At 62.0% G+C, this 14,947-nt stretch carries 15 protein-coding genes and 1 tRNA gene; 14 read left to right on the top strand and 2 right to left on the bottom strand.

Annotated elements, in window-relative coordinates:
- The first annotated feature begins 20 nt into the window (after positions 1 to 20).
- The 3 genes from HAP47_RS00405 (at position 21) to HAP47_RS00395 (ending at position 3,235) form a co-directional block, all read left to right on the top strand.
- Positions 21 to 1,280, top strand: coding sequence for a COG4223 family protein (locus tag HAP47_RS00405; protein ID WP_173639913.1), 1,260 nt, complete (start codon positions 21 to 23; stop codon positions 1,278 to 1,280).
- Positions 1,281 to 1,300: 20 nt separating this feature from the next.
- Positions 1,301 to 3,052, top strand: coding sequence for a heme biosynthesis protein HemY (locus HAP47_RS00400; RefSeq protein WP_173639914.1), 1,752 nt, complete (start codon positions 1,301 to 1,303; stop codon positions 3,050 to 3,052).
- A 107-nt stretch (positions 3,053 to 3,159) separates the two neighbouring features.
- Positions 3,160 to 3,235: transfer RNA gene (locus HAP47_RS00395), tRNA-Thr, on the top strand.
- Positions 3,236 to 3,706: 471 nt separating this feature from the next.
- On the opposite strand, the gene HAP47_RS00390 is transcribed toward HAP47_RS00395, so the two are convergent.
- Positions 3,707 to 4,555: a hypothetical protein gene (locus HAP47_RS00390; RefSeq protein ID WP_173639915.1), complete on the bottom strand. Its 849-nt coding sequence runs from the start codon at positions 4,553 to 4,555 to the stop codon at positions 3,707 to 3,709.
- Positions 4,552 to 5,277: a hypothetical protein gene (locus HAP47_RS00385; RefSeq protein WP_173639916.1), complete on the bottom strand. Its 726-nt coding sequence runs from the start codon at positions 5,275 to 5,277 to the stop codon at positions 4,552 to 4,554. The genes HAP47_RS00390 and HAP47_RS00385 overlap by 4 nt, the downstream gene beginning before the upstream one ends.
- Before the next feature lie 1,260 nt (positions 5,278 to 6,537).
- Here HAP47_RS00385 and HAP47_RS00380 point away from each other — a divergent pair.
- The 11 genes from HAP47_RS00380 (at position 6,538) to HAP47_RS00330 (ending at position 14,730) form a co-directional block, all read left to right on the top strand.
- Positions 6,538 to 7,011, top strand: coding sequence for a hypothetical protein (locus HAP47_RS00380; protein ID WP_173639917.1), 474 nt, complete (start codon positions 6,538 to 6,540; stop codon positions 7,009 to 7,011).
- 85 nt (positions 7,012 to 7,096) lie between these two features.
- Complete coding sequence (locus HAP47_RS00375) at positions 7,097 to 7,528, top strand: hypothetical protein (RefSeq protein WP_173639918.1); 432 nt, start codon at positions 7,097 to 7,099, stop codon at positions 7,526 to 7,528.
- Positions 7,529 to 7,690: 162 nt separating this feature from the next.
- Positions 7,691 to 7,999 (top strand): hypothetical protein, encoded by a 309-nt coding sequence (locus tag HAP47_RS00370; RefSeq protein WP_176396205.1) that lies wholly within the window; start codon positions 7,691 to 7,693, stop codon positions 7,997 to 7,999.
- A 321-nt stretch (positions 8,000 to 8,320) separates the two neighbouring features.
- Positions 8,321 to 8,812, top strand: a complete 492-nt coding sequence (locus HAP47_RS00365) for a hypothetical protein (protein WP_173639921.1) — start codon at positions 8,321 to 8,323, stop codon at positions 8,810 to 8,812.
- Between the two features lie 380 nt (positions 8,813 to 9,192).
- Positions 9,193 to 9,660, top strand: coding sequence for a hypothetical protein (locus tag HAP47_RS00360; protein ID WP_173639922.1), 468 nt, complete (start codon positions 9,193 to 9,195; stop codon positions 9,658 to 9,660).
- Positions 9,654 to 10,565, top strand: coding sequence for a hypothetical protein (locus HAP47_RS00355; RefSeq protein WP_176396247.1), 912 nt, complete (start codon positions 9,654 to 9,656; stop codon positions 10,563 to 10,565). The genes HAP47_RS00360 and HAP47_RS00355 overlap by 7 nt, the downstream gene beginning before the upstream one ends.
- Positions 10,562 to 10,747, top strand: a complete 186-nt coding sequence (locus tag HAP47_RS00350) for a hypothetical protein (protein WP_173639924.1) — start codon at positions 10,562 to 10,564, stop codon at positions 10,745 to 10,747. Before HAP47_RS00355 ends, HAP47_RS00350 begins: the two co-directional genes overlap by 4 nt.
- Positions 10,744 to 11,142 carry a hypothetical protein gene (locus tag HAP47_RS00345; protein ID WP_173639925.1) on the top strand — a complete coding sequence of 133 codons (399 nt, stop codon included), beginning with the start codon at positions 10,744 to 10,746 and terminating at the stop codon, positions 11,140 to 11,142. The genes HAP47_RS00350 and HAP47_RS00345 overlap by 4 nt, the downstream gene beginning before the upstream one ends.
- 194 nt (positions 11,143 to 11,336) lie before the next feature.
- Complete coding sequence (locus tag HAP47_RS00340; protein ID WP_173639926.1) at positions 11,337 to 11,645, top strand: hypothetical protein; 309 nt, start codon at positions 11,337 to 11,339, stop codon at positions 11,643 to 11,645.
- Between the two features lie 15 nt (positions 11,646 to 11,660).
- Entirely contained in the window at positions 11,661 to 12,218 is a 558-nt protein-coding gene (locus tag HAP47_RS00335; protein ID WP_173639927.1) for a hypothetical protein, read from the top strand.
- Positions 12,219 to 12,297: 79 nt separating this feature from the next.
- Entirely contained in the window at positions 12,298 to 14,730 is a 2,433-nt protein-coding gene (locus tag HAP47_RS00330) for a bifunctional DNA primase/polymerase (protein WP_173639928.1), read from the top strand.
- Positions 14,731 to 14,947 lie beyond the last annotated feature (217 nt).

Here is a 14,947-nt window from a genome sequence, read left to right as displayed (position 1 = left end):
TAGTTTTGAGGACCCTCGCGATGGCTGAAGAACGGCCCGACGACCCAGGACCTTCGCCGGATTCCCGGCCCAAGCGCGCGCCGCCGACCATCGACCTTCAGGCGACCGAGATATCCAGCGAGCCGCCTAGGGCCGAGGGGGGCGAGGAAGGCGCCAAGGATACTGACAAGGATACCGACAAGGCGGCGGAGGCGGCTGCGCCTGAGGCGGAGCCCCATCCCGATCCCGCTCCCCACGCCGAGCCGCAGCCCGAGGCCGCCCCCGCGGCGTCCGGGGCCGAGCCGTCGCGGCCGGTGTCGCCCTGGGTGGTGGCGCCGGTATCGGGCGCGGTCGCGGCAGCGCTGGTGATCGGGGTCGGCTGGCTGCTCGGCTGGCCCGCGGTGCCGCCGGCGTCAGCGCCGCAGCCCAGCGCCGCAACGGTCGACGAACTCGGCACGCGCCTGACCGCGCTTGAAGCAAAAGCGAGCAGGCCGGTCACTGCGGCCGCCGATCCCGCGGCAGCCGCGCGGCTGGAGGCGCTCGACAAATCGATCGCCGCGTTGCGCACCGAGCTCGCTGCGACGCGGGCGCAATCCGACAAGCTTGCGGCGGCGGTCAATGATGTGAAGACGGCGCCGCGCGATGGCGCGGCTGCGCCCGACATCTCCGGCATCACGGCGCGCATCGACAAGGTCGAGGGCGCGGTGAAGGCGCAGGGTGCCGCGCTCGCCAAGCAGGATAGCAAGATCGCCGACACCAAGGCCGAGGCGAAGGCGGACGACGTGCCGCTTCGCCGCGTGGTCGCGGCATCGCTGCTCGACGTCGCGGTTCGTCACGGCGACCCTTATGCCTCGGCGCTCGGGGCCGCGAAAGCGATCACTGACAATCCTGACGTGCTGAAGCCGCTCGACGTCTTCGCTGCCTCAGGCGTTCCGAGTCCGAATGCGCTGTGCCGCGAACTGATCGAGATCGTGCCGCAACTCGCACCGCCGCCGCCGGAAGCTGCGGCAGCCAGCGCCGGGCTGGTCGATCGTCTGCAGGCCGGCGCCTCCAAGCTGATCCGCATCGAGCGGACCGACGGCACCGGGACCGACCGCGGCAGCATCGTCGCGCGCGTGACATCGGCCGCCGTGCATAATGATCTCGCATTGACCGAGCGCGAATTGAAGTCGTTGCCGCCGGCCGATCGCACCGCGGCGCAAGCCTGGCTCGCCAAGGTGGACGCGCGCCGCGCCGCGCTCGACGCGTCGCGGAAATTTGCCGACAACGCCATGGCGGCGCTCGCCACGGTCAACCAGTAAGTCTTTGCAATAGGTTCTCGATGATCCGGATCATTCTGTTCCTGCTGCTGATCGCACTCGCCGCAGCGGGTGCGGCCTGGTTGGCCGATCAGCCCGGCGATCTCGTGCTGAATTGGGGCGGTCTGCGCCTGACGTCCAAGCAGCCGATGTATCTGCTCGGCCTCGTCATCGTCGTCGCGATGGTCGCGGGCGTGATCCTGCGCGGCCTGTGGAAGATCCCAAGCCATGTCCGCCGCGGCAGGCGCGAGCGGCGCCACGCGCGGGGCCGTCACGCCATCACGCAAGGCCTGCTCGCGATCGGGCACGGCGATTCGTCGGCCGCGCGGGCGCATGCCGAAGTGGCGCGGCGCCACGCCGGAGGCGATCCGCTGGCGCTGTTGCTGCACGCGCAATCGGCGCAGCTCGACGGCGACCGCGACGGCGCGCAGCGCGCCTTCCGCGCCATGGCCGAGCGCCCGGACACGCGGCTGCTCGGCCTGCGCGGTCTGTTCATCGAGGCGCAGCGCGCCGACGATCCGGTTGCGGCCGTGATGATTGCCGAGGAAGCGCTGAAAATGTCGCCGTCCTCGTCCTGGGCCTCGCATGCGGTGCTCGGCTTCTGCTGCGCCAAGGGCGATTGGGCCGGTGCGCTGTCGATCATCGACAACAACCAGGCCGCCGGGTTGATCGACAAGGCGACCTATCGGCGGCAACGCGGCGTGCTGCTCGCGGCCCGCGCGCTGGAATTCGAGACGGTCGATCGCGACCTGTCGCGCGCGAGCGCGATGGAAGCGCTCAAGCTGGCGCCGACGCTGATCCCGGCCGCGGTGCTGGCCGCCAAATTCGAGAGCGAGGCGCATCAGGTGCGCCGCGCGATGCGTATCGTCGAGACGGCGTGGCTGGCGCAACCGCATCCCGATCTCGCCGACGCCTATTCGCATGTGCGGCTCGGCGATTCCGCGCGCCAGCGCCTGGTGCGCGTCGAGACGCTGGCGGCGAAAACGCCCGGGCATATCGAAGGCGCGCTGGCGATCGCGCGTGCCGCGATCGACGCGACCGAATTCGCCAAGGCGCGTGCGGCGCTGGAGCCGTTCACGGCGGCGCCGACGCAGCGCGTCGCGCTGTTGATGGCGGAGATCGAACGCACCGAGCATGGCGATAGCGGCCGGGCGCGGGCCTGGACCTTGCGCGCGGTGCGCGCGCTGCACGATCCGGTGTGGACCGCGGACGGCTATGTCTCCGACCGCTGGCGTCCGGTGTCGCCGGTCACCGGCCGTCTCGATGCCTTCCAGTGGCAGACGCCGGTGGCGGCGCTGCCGTCCGACAAGGGCAATGCGATCGAGCCCTCGCCGTTCGAGGAGGCCATGCTGGCGCCACGCCGGGTCGAACCGCCAAAGGAAGTGGCCAGCGAGCCGCCCCCGCCCAGGCCGGCTGAGCCGGTCGAGGTCAAGCCCGTCGAGCCGGCCGCGCCGACGGCGCAGGATAACGCCCCGCTGCCGGCAGCTACCGAGGCTGAGCCGGCCCCGGTTCAGGCCGACCCGCCCGCATCGGAGCCGGCTCCGCCGCCGGCCGCCGAATCGGCTCCCCCGGCGCCCGCCCCCCTGTTCCGTTCCCGGACCGACCTGCCGAAGGCGGCGCCTGCGCCCATTCCGGCCGTCATCCCGATCGTCCGGGCCCCCGACGACCCCGGGGTCGACGAGGACGGCGCCGTGGACGAATTTGCGGAACAAATTGGCCCCCCCAAGGCCCAGATCGGCGGTTGGCGCGGATTTCTGTCACGTTTGGGAAGCTAATTGGCGGTTAGATAACCGGTGTGCGGTTCAATAGCCCCGTTTTCCTTGCCAATCGGGGTCATGCCCGATATCAGGTGGCGCGTTGTAAGGCCGTTGCCCAACGGTTCGCCGCAATAGCTCAGTTGGTAGAGCACGTCATTCGTAATGACGGGGTCGGGGGTTCGAGTCCCTCTTGCGGCACCAGCACTTAGCCGACTTTCGGTACTCCACGGAAGCCAACGGGGTAAGGCGGGGGTAAGCTGCGGCGGCTTTGTGCCGGCAGGCGGCCTCGGGGAGCATGCGATGGGCATAATTAGAGGCCTTGCAAAGATTTGGCGACGTACGTACGTACAAGTGCTGTTTGTTAAGGGTTTTTGGCTTTCAGTTGCGATCAAGGTTCCGTAGCGCTGGAACCGTACATCAACAAATTTGTTGACAAGCGATTCGAGAGGGCTTTGATAGAAGCAGCCTAATCCGGTGGAAAGCTTGTGGTCGTTGCATCTCAGTCCAACGATCAAAGGGGACCACATCCGTGCCGCGCCAGTTAAGACGTCTAAAAGGCTGGATCGCTGCACACGGCAAGAGACTACGATGAGTTAGTCTACTTAGTGGCTGAAGGCTGAGAGAGAATAAACGGAACGGGGCGCACACAAGCGCCCTGTTTGCGTTTGAGCCCTACTTTTCCGGTGAAAGATAGTTGTTCGGAAAGATATTTATGTACGTACGCTTTTCAGACTTCATTGCTCTCTCCTGACCTTCCGCGTTCACCAAAATGCACTCCAGCGTGGATCGGTTTTCCGCAGTCACGTCGTAGTGAAAGCCCGGGTATAAGGCCGAGCCGAAACGAAAGCGGCCATTGATAAACGCGTGCCTGCTCGAACCGGTCGGATGCGGCTGTCCGTGGCACGCGCCGTCCTCCGCCGGAGAGAAGAGGAGTTTTCTATCGTCGCGGTGACTGTGCTCGCTTGTGGTGTGCTCTCTTCGAAAACGTCCGGCGAGACTGGCAAGATGCTTCTTCAGATCGGTGTCGGTTCGACCGCGATACCAATATTTCTGAAATTCAGAGGTCATGTCAGAGCGGAAATTCTCGAACGGTAACGATACGGGAGACGTCTTTCTACTCCCGTAGACGTACAAGTAGATTTGATGGAGGCAGCCAAACACCTCATCCAACTTCTGCTCAATGAAAATCCTTGTTGGACGGTCCTTATTGATTAGATTAGACGGCACGAATTCGATCCACGCGGAACGACCAAACGAGTGCCAGAGCATCTCCACGCTATCCGCGCTTTCCGGCGCGAAGCACCAGACCGAAAGTCTTGCGGGCGAATCTTGCTCAGTTGCTGATTTGAGCGCCGTGATGAATTCTTCAGAAGCTCGTTCGACGTTTGCTTGGCTTATGCCACGATCGCCTTTGCGCGCGGCAGGCGCAATCACCTTAACGTCCACGAAGCGCTTTTGGAGGGCGAGCAGTTCAGTCGATAATGATGGCGACGCTCCAACGAAGACTAAAAAATGCTTCACCGCGTCGTTCCCTTGAGAAGCTTGAGAACGATATCGAGCGGTATCGAAATTCGAGCTTGATCGACTGGATCGAGCGAGGAGAACGCGTCTAACGGATTGCCGACAAATTCATCTGGATGTCGAAGCGGCGTGCGGTGCGCCTCAAAGATTCGCTTATCCAGTCGATTCCGCAGAAGCCAAGCATCAATCTTGTCCCTGGCTAGCTTCGCTCTTTCATAGGTTGGCGTGTTAGGCGCTGTGACTACAACGTCGTCAGGAATAACTTCGTATGATGTTCCCTCCACGGGATTCTGAGGTAGTGATTCTGCTATGAGGAAATTTTGGTCGCCGGTAACGACGACAAACTTTCGAGCATTTAGCTGCGTCAAAAACAAGTTCCAGAAATCTTGACGGTAAATCGTGTGGTCCGCTCGCACACGAGGTGCAGAATCTTTTTTCTCAGCAAATAGGGAAGAAACGTCGCTGGGAACTGGCACGCCAAGAGGAATCAGGCCAATCTTTTCTCGTTGAGTCGGATGCACAACCATCGTCACGATGGGCCACGTTTCAATATATCGGCGGAGACTCCGCCCAAGAATCTTATCGCTTTCCGGGAATACATTTTTCAGGTTCATCCCGAGATAGCTCAAAAGCAGCGCTTGTGAACGCTCTCGCCAGTTCTCCTGCACACACTTCTCGATGAAAGCATTTACCTGCGCCTCTCGGCCGTCAGCGTCCGTCATGTTAGGCGCTCCCCCTCTTAGGCGCTCAACCCGATTGATGTACAAAGGTTTAGCGGTCCAGAGTACAGAAATGTAGTAGCGGACTCAATGTTTCATAGAGAAACATGACCGTCCCGCGATGTCAGCACCGGGCCAAGGCCGGCTCGCCTCGAAAATTGTCGCGAGTGATTTCCCAACCCCATTGACGCACATTGCCTAACGTCGTAGCCCGGCACTCAGCGGGCGCTGCCGTGTGCCGTGAAAAGCTCCATGTTCTAGGGGCCTCTTGAACGAGTGATCGCGCGGCAGCCTAAACGCCCCGCATGCCTCCTGAGATGCCGACCCCCTCGGCACGGGAACGAAGGCCAGTCGCACATGTGAGGCGATGGGTGCTCTCCAACTCTGGAGCGCCATCGCCATGGCTTCCGAAACCTATCTCACCACTGCTCACGTCTGCGACCGCTACAAGCACAGTCACATGTGGATCGAAAGGAAGATGGCAGCTGCCGGCTTCCCGCGTCCGATCTACTTCACCGGATCCCGCATTCGCCATTGGCGCGAGAGCGAGTTGGACGCATGGGACGCGAAGAACATCACGCCAGCGGCGAAGCATGTCCCGCAAGACATCAGCGCCGCTCATACGCCGAAGGCTAGAGCGAAGGCGGAGCGGAGGCGAGCGAGGGCTCCGACATCAGGGACCTTGTCCAGATACTTCCGGTGATCGTTCAACACATTGCACGTCGAAGAGCCCGCCGAGATGGCGGGCTTTTTCGTGCGTGTCCCAAGCGGGAAACGCATCCGTTCCGACCCTCGTGCAATTGCCAGTTGTCAACTTGCGATCATCTCGGATACCATAGCGTCACGTTCGGATCACGGCGGGCGCGACGCCCGAGGGCTTGCTAGGTACTGGGCACCGAAGAGCCTGCAACGCCGCCGAACAGCGTGCGGGAGTTCACATGCCCCGCTCCGCACAAGCCGCATGGCCGGCTCATCTCCCGTAGGACTGCATCTGATCGACGCGGCGTTAGCCGCTTCTCGCTGCGTCGATCGCACCCGAGGATTTCCCATGCCGCGCCGTCATGTCGCCCCAACGCTTCGACTTGCACTATCGCCGACGCAAATCGTCACGGCGTGCGGTGTGTCATGGGCGGCCGTGAAGCAGGGCATCGAAGACGGCTCGCTCCCGGTGCACGACATCAACGGGAAGCGTCGCGTGTGGTGCGGCAACATCGAAACTTGGTTCAAGGCTCACCCCCACGCTAAGAAGAAAGCAACCCGCGCATGACACCCGATCAATCGTTCATCGCCAAGCAACTTGGCGCGCTCCCCTCCGCTCAGCCCGATATCGATTTGCAGTTTGAAGCCGAAGGGGGAGACACGCCGTTCAGCGAATGGCTGGAGAAGCAGCGCGCGGCCAAGCCGCATTGGTTCGCGCTCGAAGCCGATGCAGGGCTCGAAATTCTCTACAGCGTCAAAGCGCAGGGCCATCACGTCCGCGAGCACGGTGAGGCCGCGACCCGCGCTCTTCTCAAAGCCAATGGCTTGACGTTGGGTCAGATCAAGCCGCGTCCGAAGCAAGATGCTTCCACGATCAAGGGCGCGAACAATCCTTATTCCGATGCATGGCGCTCCACGCCAGAGCAGCGACAGGCCAAAATTGGTTCGCTCATACGCGCTATGGGCACCAAGAAGGTTGCGGAGATCGCTGCCGCTGCCGGCCGCCGCATTGACGGCAGTCCACTGACGAAACGATGAGGGGAGAACACTCACCATGCCACGTAACCGAAATCGAACGCATACCCCGTCGGGTAATGTTTTCCTTCACGGTCAAATGCATCTTATGGGTGACGGTGCCGGCTATCGCCATACGGGATCAGACATTGCGCGCTCCAGCCACTCGAAGAGCTTTAAGCCGGTCGAGACCGTGCACGGACAGAAGTGCCAGACCAAAGGAGCGCTGCACCCGCATCTGCACGGTCAGATGATCGACGACGAAACTGACACGAAGCTCCATCTCAATGGCCGCAGTCCGAACATTCACTCCGGTATGGCCACACACCGCGCATCCGCACATGAGCGCGGCATCGTCGCTCACGTCGAGGATGGCAGCCGGCATCTACGTGCCGCTGCCGTGCTTGGGCGGCAGGATCGTGTCGGTGACGATTTCGATAACACCCATGTCGGGCATCGCGTCAAGAAAGACGCAGCATTGCCGGCATCGCCTCGTGGTGCGCAGTCGCAAATCATGACCAAGACGGACCGACGTAGGTGACGACATGGCGCAGCGCGGCATAATTCGAAAATGGCTCCGTAACTTTGGTGTTATCGAGCCGGTAGCCGGTTCGGACCCGCGCGTCATTGTGCACTCGACAGATTTGCCGGCGGCGTTTCGCGCTGGGAGCCCGTTCCGCGCTGGGCTGGAGGTCGAGTACGAATGGACCGATACGCCAAAAGGACCGCACGCAACACAGGTGAGAGTTATCCGATGGCGTTGGGCGTGTTGACGGCATTCGAGGGCATTGAGGCCGGCGTCATCACGTCGGACGACGATGGCGAACAAGTCTTCACGTGTTTCGCCGATTGGCCGCGCAGATTTGCACCGGAGATCGGAGCGCGTGTTTTGTTTCACATCGAGCGCGACTTGCCCGTCGCCTACGCACGTAACGTGATGATCGTGCTCGACGGAGGCAAGCCGCCGGCCGTCGAGCATTGGGGAAGCAAGCTTTCGAGGGTTAGCAGATGAGTTGGGCGCGCCAGCAGCCAGATGTGGCTTGTGAAGAGCGCCGCAGAAAATGGAGAGCGAGATGTCGCATAAGAATTTGAAGATCAGCGCCGCTGCGCGATCACGTAGGCCAGTCGTCGCGCATGTGCAGAAGTCCGTCCACGTGAATTCGAAGCGTGGCAGGCGCGGCCGTCATCATCCGCTCGACGTGAAAACGCGAAACGGCTCTCCGCTTCCCGGTAGTCCGGGCGACGGATCAGCGCCGGGCTCGAATGGCCCGAGCGTCACAGGCTCGTGGTGAGCGCGGGCGCTTCCCAATCCACGAAAGAAAGAAGGTCTCCAATGGCTACCGATCTCGTAATCTTCGATCGCTATGGCAAGATCGATCATGAGGCCATCGTAAAAGCGGACCTCGAAGCCCTCAGTCCCGACGTGAGGGCGGCTCTCGCTCGTGTTATCGAGACCTCCGCCCTTGTCGAGAATGCCGAGAACCGCGTCGTGCAGGCGCGGAAGCGAATGGCCGAACTGTCCGCCGCTCACGATGCCGCGCACAATGCGTTGATCGCAATCCGTGGTCCTGTCGATCCTGTGGCGGAAGCTAAGAGGGTCATCGCGCTCCACAATGGAGTAGTCCAGCGCGAGCCAACGATCTCCGAGCTTGCGAAGACGCACGCCGAAATGCAGGCTGCCGCGCGTGCGTCGGATGCGAAGATCAGGAAGGGCTCGACCGACGAAGAAGCTGCCGCGCACAACGAACTCATGGGCGCGTTGAAGGCTGCACGTGAGAAGCTGGAGCGGGCTCAGAAGATCGAAGCCGCCACGGTTGCCCTTTGATCAGGCTGTCGTCGATCTCGCCGAGGTCAGGGCGGAGTATCATCAGGCGTCGGCGGCCCTCAATCCCGCGCGCCAAATCCATGCGGACGCAATCGTGGAGTGGAGCAGGCATACGAAGCGCCTGACCCAGCTTGATCTCGCTCGTGCCGCCGCCGCGAAGACGGCTGAGGATGCGATTGCCGCCGTGAAAGCCAATCCGGTAAGCACTGATCCGCGAGACTGGCCGGTCGCGCGAGCCTTCCAGCATAGGAAGGAAGTGGCCCGCAGTACGCGCCGTGCTTACGCACCACCTCCGCCTGTTCGTGGCAGCCTCATCCCGCAACCGAGCGCGCCGCGTCCTGCATCTGGACAACGTACACGATCCTGACTGAGATGTCCCCATGGTTCGCGTGCTTGCGTGCTTTCGCAATCATCCTGCGTTTCTGGCGGCTCTCGCTGCCGGCGAACGCACATTCGACCCGGGCCGCCCTTGCTGGCATGGCCATAAGGCTCCACGCGAAGTCGGCGGTCATCAGCAATGCATCGAATGCGTCCGCCTCGCCCAAGATGCGAAGCGACGTGCTATGAAGCGTCCCGCGAATGAGCGTCCCATTGTGGCCACGTGCCCAGTAAAGCCGGCCATGCGTCCGCGTCTACCCGATACGCCGCAGTTCAGCGCCGTCTATCCACAACGTCAACTGCGGGAGAAGCGCGAGACGAACACCACCGCCGCGCATTCCCGGTTCGGATACCGACCGATCTCGGCACGCTTTCCGCGCGACATGCTGCACAAGTATGAGACCAGCCTCCTCGCTGCACAGAACTCCGCGCATCTCGATCAACTGCTACGGGAGAAAACCGGATGCTAGTCTCCGAAGAAAAGCTAGTCGAGATCGCGGAGGCGGTTGCCGCCGGGCAGCTTGCGATCTCGCGTGCAGCAATTCAATGCGGTGTGGCGCGTCGGACCCTCTTCAATTGGCTCCAGCAATCGCAGGCCGGCGACGAGCGCTATCTAATCCGTTGGCCCGGCGACGAACCAATTCCGTTTCATCGTGCGCTCGCTGTCGCTAGAAACATCGCGAGCCTAGAGGTACGCGGCAATTTTGAGCGCCGCTGTCTTATTGGCCATGAAGAGCCGGTGTTCTTCCAAGGCAAGCCATCGTTCGTCGAGATGGAGGAGTGCGTCGGGCTCGACGAAGACACGAGGGAGATGCTGGGCTATCCCCGCGATGGAATTCTCCGTGACCGGTTCGGCCGGCGGGTTCAGCACACCATCACGCATGCTCCGCCTGTCGCAGCGGTCGTGAAGTTTCTGGAGAGCCGCTTCCCCGACGAATATCGGCCGCGCTCCGACCAGAACATCAACGTCAATGGCGGCCTGAACGTTGGCGTGATGGCCGTGCCAGTGCAGCGGCTCCCGACGCGTTCCGATGGACCTCCGCCCGTACCGCCTCCGCCGCGTCGTCCGACGATTGCAGCACCCATCGCCGAGGCCGAGTTCACCGAGGTCGAGCCGGGGCCGTCACCGATGGCGGTCGTAGGGACAGAGCCGATCGCTGATCCTGTAGACGACGCTTTCCAGCCGCCTCAACCGACGACAACCGAAGTCGTGATCAGGGAAGCTCCTCCGCCGGCATATCAGCCGACCGCGTCCGCTGGGATGTCGAACCTCCAGCGCGATTTGCTTGCGCGCCTTCGCGGCGATCCCATGCAGCGGAGCGCAAACCCGATCGGCAGCGTCAAGGCTGTGAAGCCATTGGATGCCGGCGAATGATTGATGCAGCATTGAAGGCCAGAGGCGTTGCAGCGTGGCAGGCTCGTGCACGGCAACTCCACGTGGAGGCCAACGACGCGGCCGACTACGGTGATCTAAAGCTCTCGCTGGAGTTGCGACGCCACGCGTTCGCGGCGGAGGATGCCGCGCGGGAGTGGGCAGGCTATGAGGTTTCACAGTGACGAATGCCGGACTTGCCAAGCGACAAGCCGAACTACAGCAAGCCCGAGAGAATGCCGTCTTCTCGATTGCCGACGATGACGCACGTGCGGTGGCGGCGGCGGAGCGCGGCGGGTTGGTCGTCCCTGTGCTGGATGCCGGCGGTCCCGACATAGGCGAGCTAGAAGAGCAACACCGCCGAGCGAGCTTCGCGGCGCCCGTGCTGTTCTGCGGGGAAGATGACGAAGACGGCACCGAGGTTCTGGACGATGGCGAAGGCGAAAAGTGGCGGGTCAGGATGGATTGGCCCCGGACCCCGACCGTGGATGAAATCTGGGCATGGGTCAGGTACGAAAGCGCCCTCGCCGCCGCGAAGGAATGGGAGCGTCGGTTTGGGCAGCCCGGCTCGGAGCCGTAGGGGCAGGGCTCGTTAATCCCGGGTGCCCGTCACCATACACCGGGCAGCCGGAAGGCCCCTCTACGGACTCCAGAATGGCTTCAAAGGACCTATCGAGATTGCACCAAGACGAAACACCATAGCTGGCCCGTTCGAACGTCCCCCTCGGACAGGCCGATATCTGCCAATCACCCATTTACGAGGAGGGGGACGCCATGACGAACTTCTACGGGAGGACATCAGACCTAGCCGAGCGCCGGGCGCTCAATGCGTACAGGCTGGCGAGAGCAGCATGGTACGCGCGAGTGCTGGAGCAGAGCCGACATGAAGACGAGGAGACCTTGGCTCTTGCTGCGCTGCTCGGTGAAGAGCGGCTGACGGTCGAAACTATCAACGCCGTGTGGCTGTCATCGCGCAGCGTAGAAGCTCGTCGAAAAATTTATTCCGAGCGCGTCCAAACCCCATCGACAACGGCATCGAACTGTGTCCCTCATACTCCCATTGGACGCACGATCTTTCAATGAAGGAGTGTGTCCCCCATGTCCCGTCATCATTGGTACGACCTCACAGACGTTGCCGTTGAGCGCTTCGCCAAGGCCAACGGCTGGCACGTCGGTAAGCAATTCGGCTTTGCTCTCCTCTCGCGCAACCGAGCGCACTACGGCCGAAGCCATGACCGCGAACCGTGGCAGCGTCCGCCCTACTGTGATCATGCCGACTACTTCCGCTTAGGTCGCTCTCCCGTCGCCATCGTCGCGCACAACTATGTGGGCGACGCCTATAATCTCCCGCGTCATGTCGAGAAGCTGAACGAGGGCACGGTCGCCGAATGGTGGATGCAGCCCAGAGGAGGAGGCGGTTTCAAATACACCGGCTCCAAGCTCGTGGTGCACGTCCCGCCCGCTGGCAAGGCCGCATCATGGTACTTCCCTCTTGGGACGTTGCCGATGTGCGTTACGCGCGACGACATCAAGCAAGTCATCTGGCCAACCGCCAAAGAGATGGCGGAGATGACGGAAGCATACGAACTCAAATCCCCCGGCAACATCGCACGGCATCAGCGTGAGCTTGATGCGGAGATCGAAGCTCTGATGTGAGGACGCAAAACGCCCCGGCCTTGCGGACGGGGCGTCTGGGAGTGTCGGGGTTCACGGCCCCTAATTCGGAGTAAAGCCTATGACGAATAATACACCTTCTGTTGAAAAGTTCAATTCCCTTTCGCTCGCGCTCGAATACCTCGATCGACACTTTGGGACGCGGTACATCTTCCCGATCAAAGCAACCAGAAAGAACCCTCCTCTCGTGAAGGACAATCTCGACGGCAACGCGAGCAACGATCCTGCCAAGATCAGGGACTGGGCGAAGCGTTTTCCCGGGTGCAATTGGGGCGTGGCTCATCGGAAGTCCAAGCTTCTCGTCGTTGATGTGGACTGCAACGTAGCCAAAGGCAAGCGCGGGCAAGAGACCTACGACGCTCTCGCGCTCGCATACGATTGGGCAGAAACCGAGAAGACCGTGACACCGTCCGGCGGCTTCCATTTGATCTATCAAGGTTGGAGCGATGATCGCCACGACGCGCACATCATGGCGCTCGGCGAGAATGGCTTGGGCACCGACATCGACAGCCCGAACTATACGCTCATCCCCGGATGCACCTTCGAAGACGGCACAAGCTACGTCGGCAACGGCGCGGATGCGGTGCGGTGTCCGGAGTGGATTTACGATGTGATCCTGACCGCGAAGCAGCGCAAGCGTGGCGTCGGGGCCGATGCTGCCGGCGAGCTCGTTGTCGAGCTTGATCAACAAGCCAACGTCGCCAGCGCGATCACCTTCCTACAGGAAGACGCCGAACCCGCCATCGAAGGCAAGAGCGGCGACGGCTGCACGTTCCGCGCGGCAGCGTACCTGAAAGACCTCGGCATCAGCGTCCAGCGCGGCGCCGAGTTGATGAATGAATACTACAACCCGCGCTGTGAGCCGCCATGGGACCTCGACGATCTCGTCAAGAAGATGGAGAGCGCCTACAGCTACGGCAAGCTCTCGAAGGTCGGCGGAAAAACCGCCGAGGCCGATTTTGCTGACGATCCTATCGAGCCCTTCGAGCCGATGGGTGATCCTGTGAAGATCGCCGCCGATGCGAAGCTCCGCAAGGATGCGGCGGAGAACGCGAGGAAAGATCGGCAGTGGAAGATGAGCGAGGTCATCAAGGAATGGGTCTACCTCACTGACAAAGAGTTGTGGGTCAATCGGGAGCTGCCGCCGGCCGACGCTCTTGATCGCAACTATCACATGCTCAAGTGCTCAGCGTTTGACAAAAAGTTCGCGTATCTTGCGACGGGCAAGGGACCGAAGAGCATGACGGAGCGGCTTTTGTGGGCGCGCAGGTCCGTCGAGCGCTTCCGTGACTTCGTTTACAAGCCCGGCCGCGCGTCGGTCTATTCGAACGGCGGCCACCGCTATCTCAACCTCTACGTCCCGTCCGGTATTGAGCCGTCACCCGGCAACACGGACGCCGAGCGCGCCGAAGCCGCGCGAGCGCTGGAGTTGTTCAACGATCATCTGACCTATCTTTTCCCCGATGCCGGCTCGCGCAACCATGTCTTGAATTGGATGGCTTGGCTGCTCCAGAACCTCGAAGAGAAGCCGCGTCACGCGCTACTCATTCAAGGCAACGATCAGGGTACCGGCAAAAGCTGGATTGCCGATCTCCTGCGCACCATCCTCAACAGCTACAATGTCGCCGACGTGACGGAAGAGATGTTGAGCGAGCGGTTCAATGAGTACGAACGCAACTCGAAGCTCATCGTGATCGAAGAGCTTCGCTCCGTCGATAAGAATGGCGTGATGCTCAAGCTGCACCCGATGATCACGCAAGTCCCGCGCGAGATCAACGTCAAGAACCAACCGCGCAACAGGATGGACACGTGTTACGGCGTCTTTGCCATGACCAACATGGCTGCCGCGCTCGTGCTCGATCCGACTGATCGGCGCTATCTGATCGTGCGCACCGACGCCAAGCCGCGCTATGGGAAGGACACACCGGAGAGCCGGCGCTATTACCGAGACCTCTACCGGCTGTTGAAGTCCCGCGTTGCCGTCGCTGCGATCTTCGATGCTCTCTTGGAACGCGACGTTGGCGACTATGACGGCCTCGCCGCCGCACCCTACACCAGCGCCAAGGGTGACATGATCGACGCGGGCGGCAACGATCTCGTGCAGTGGATGCGTGAGCACGATGGCGAGGCGCCTTTCAATCTGCGCGTGGTGACGGTGAAGCAAATCGCAGCGGCACTGCCGAGGCATATGCAAGCCCGGCTCACCACGGACAGCATCAAGGCCGCGATCGTCCGGCGCGGCGGTCTGTCATGGCCGGTCCAGATCAAGCCAACCGGCGGACGCGATGGCGCGCAACAACTCCGCGTCTGGGTCCAGAACGATCTCGCTGCCACGGTGAAGGCTGGGGGTTGGCTCACCACCAATACCGAGGGCAAGTTGGTGCCGGTAGTCGGCGCAACAGCGAAGGTGACGGCCGCCTATGTCGCCGGGCTCAAGTCCATAGCAGACACCGAGGAGGCGGTTGCCGAGGAAGACGACTTCCCAGCGGGATGAGCCTGCCCGCAGGGGAAGGCCGGGCCGCGCTGCGCTTCGAAGCTTCGTGCTTCGGCGCCCTCAAAACTCCTTTCCCCCCATATTCTATACATATAATTTTAGGGAAAAGAGGTGAAGCACCGAAGCACATGGGGCAAAAGCCGCGCCTATTCAATGGCTTATGGTGCTTCGGAGAGCAGTCTAACCGGTGAAGCACGGCGAAGCACCGAGGCACGGG

Source organism: Bradyrhizobium sp. 41S5, from assembly GCF_011516665.3.
GTDB lineage: Bacteria > Pseudomonadota > Alphaproteobacteria > Rhizobiales > Xanthobacteraceae > Bradyrhizobium > Bradyrhizobium quebecense.
This window is presented reverse-complemented; position numbering and strand designations above follow the sequence as displayed.

Coding starts and splice junctions, on each gene's coding strand:
- HAP47_RS00405 (WP_173639913.1), top strand. CDS start 21: ATGGCTGAAGAACGGCCCGACGACCCAGGACCTTCGCCGGATTCCCGG.
- HAP47_RS00400 (WP_173639914.1), top strand. CDS start 1,301: ATGATCCGGATCATTCTGTTCCTGCTGCTGATCGCACTCGCCGCAGCG.
- HAP47_RS00385 (WP_173639916.1), bottom strand. CDS start 5,277: ATGACGGACGCTGACGGCCGAGAGGCGCAGGTAAATGCTTTCATCGAG.
- HAP47_RS00380 (WP_173639917.1), top strand. CDS start 6,538: ATGACACCCGATCAATCGTTCATCGCCAAGCAACTTGGCGCGCTCCCC.
- HAP47_RS00375 (WP_173639918.1), top strand. CDS start 7,097: ATGGGTGACGGTGCCGGCTATCGCCATACGGGATCAGACATTGCGCGC.
- HAP47_RS00370 (WP_176396205.1), top strand. CDS start 7,691: ATGGACCGATACGCCAAAAGGACCGCACGCAACACAGGTGAGAGTTAT.
- HAP47_RS00365 (WP_173639921.1), top strand. CDS start 8,321: ATGGCTACCGATCTCGTAATCTTCGATCGCTATGGCAAGATCGATCAT.
- HAP47_RS00360 (WP_173639922.1), top strand. CDS start 9,193: ATGGTTCGCGTGCTTGCGTGCTTTCGCAATCATCCTGCGTTTCTGGCG.
- HAP47_RS00355 (WP_176396247.1), top strand. CDS start 9,654: ATGCTAGTCTCCGAAGAAAAGCTAGTCGAGATCGCGGAGGCGGTTGCC.
- HAP47_RS00350 (WP_173639924.1), top strand. CDS start 10,562: ATGATTGATGCAGCATTGAAGGCCAGAGGCGTTGCAGCGTGGCAGGCT.
- HAP47_RS00340 (WP_173639926.1), top strand. CDS start 11,337: ATGACGAACTTCTACGGGAGGACATCAGACCTAGCCGAGCGCCGGGCG.
- HAP47_RS00335 (WP_173639927.1), top strand. CDS start 11,661: ATGTCCCGTCATCATTGGTACGACCTCACAGACGTTGCCGTTGAGCGC.
- HAP47_RS00330 (WP_173639928.1), top strand. CDS start 12,298: ATGACGAATAATACACCTTCTGTTGAAAAGTTCAATTCCCTTTCGCTC.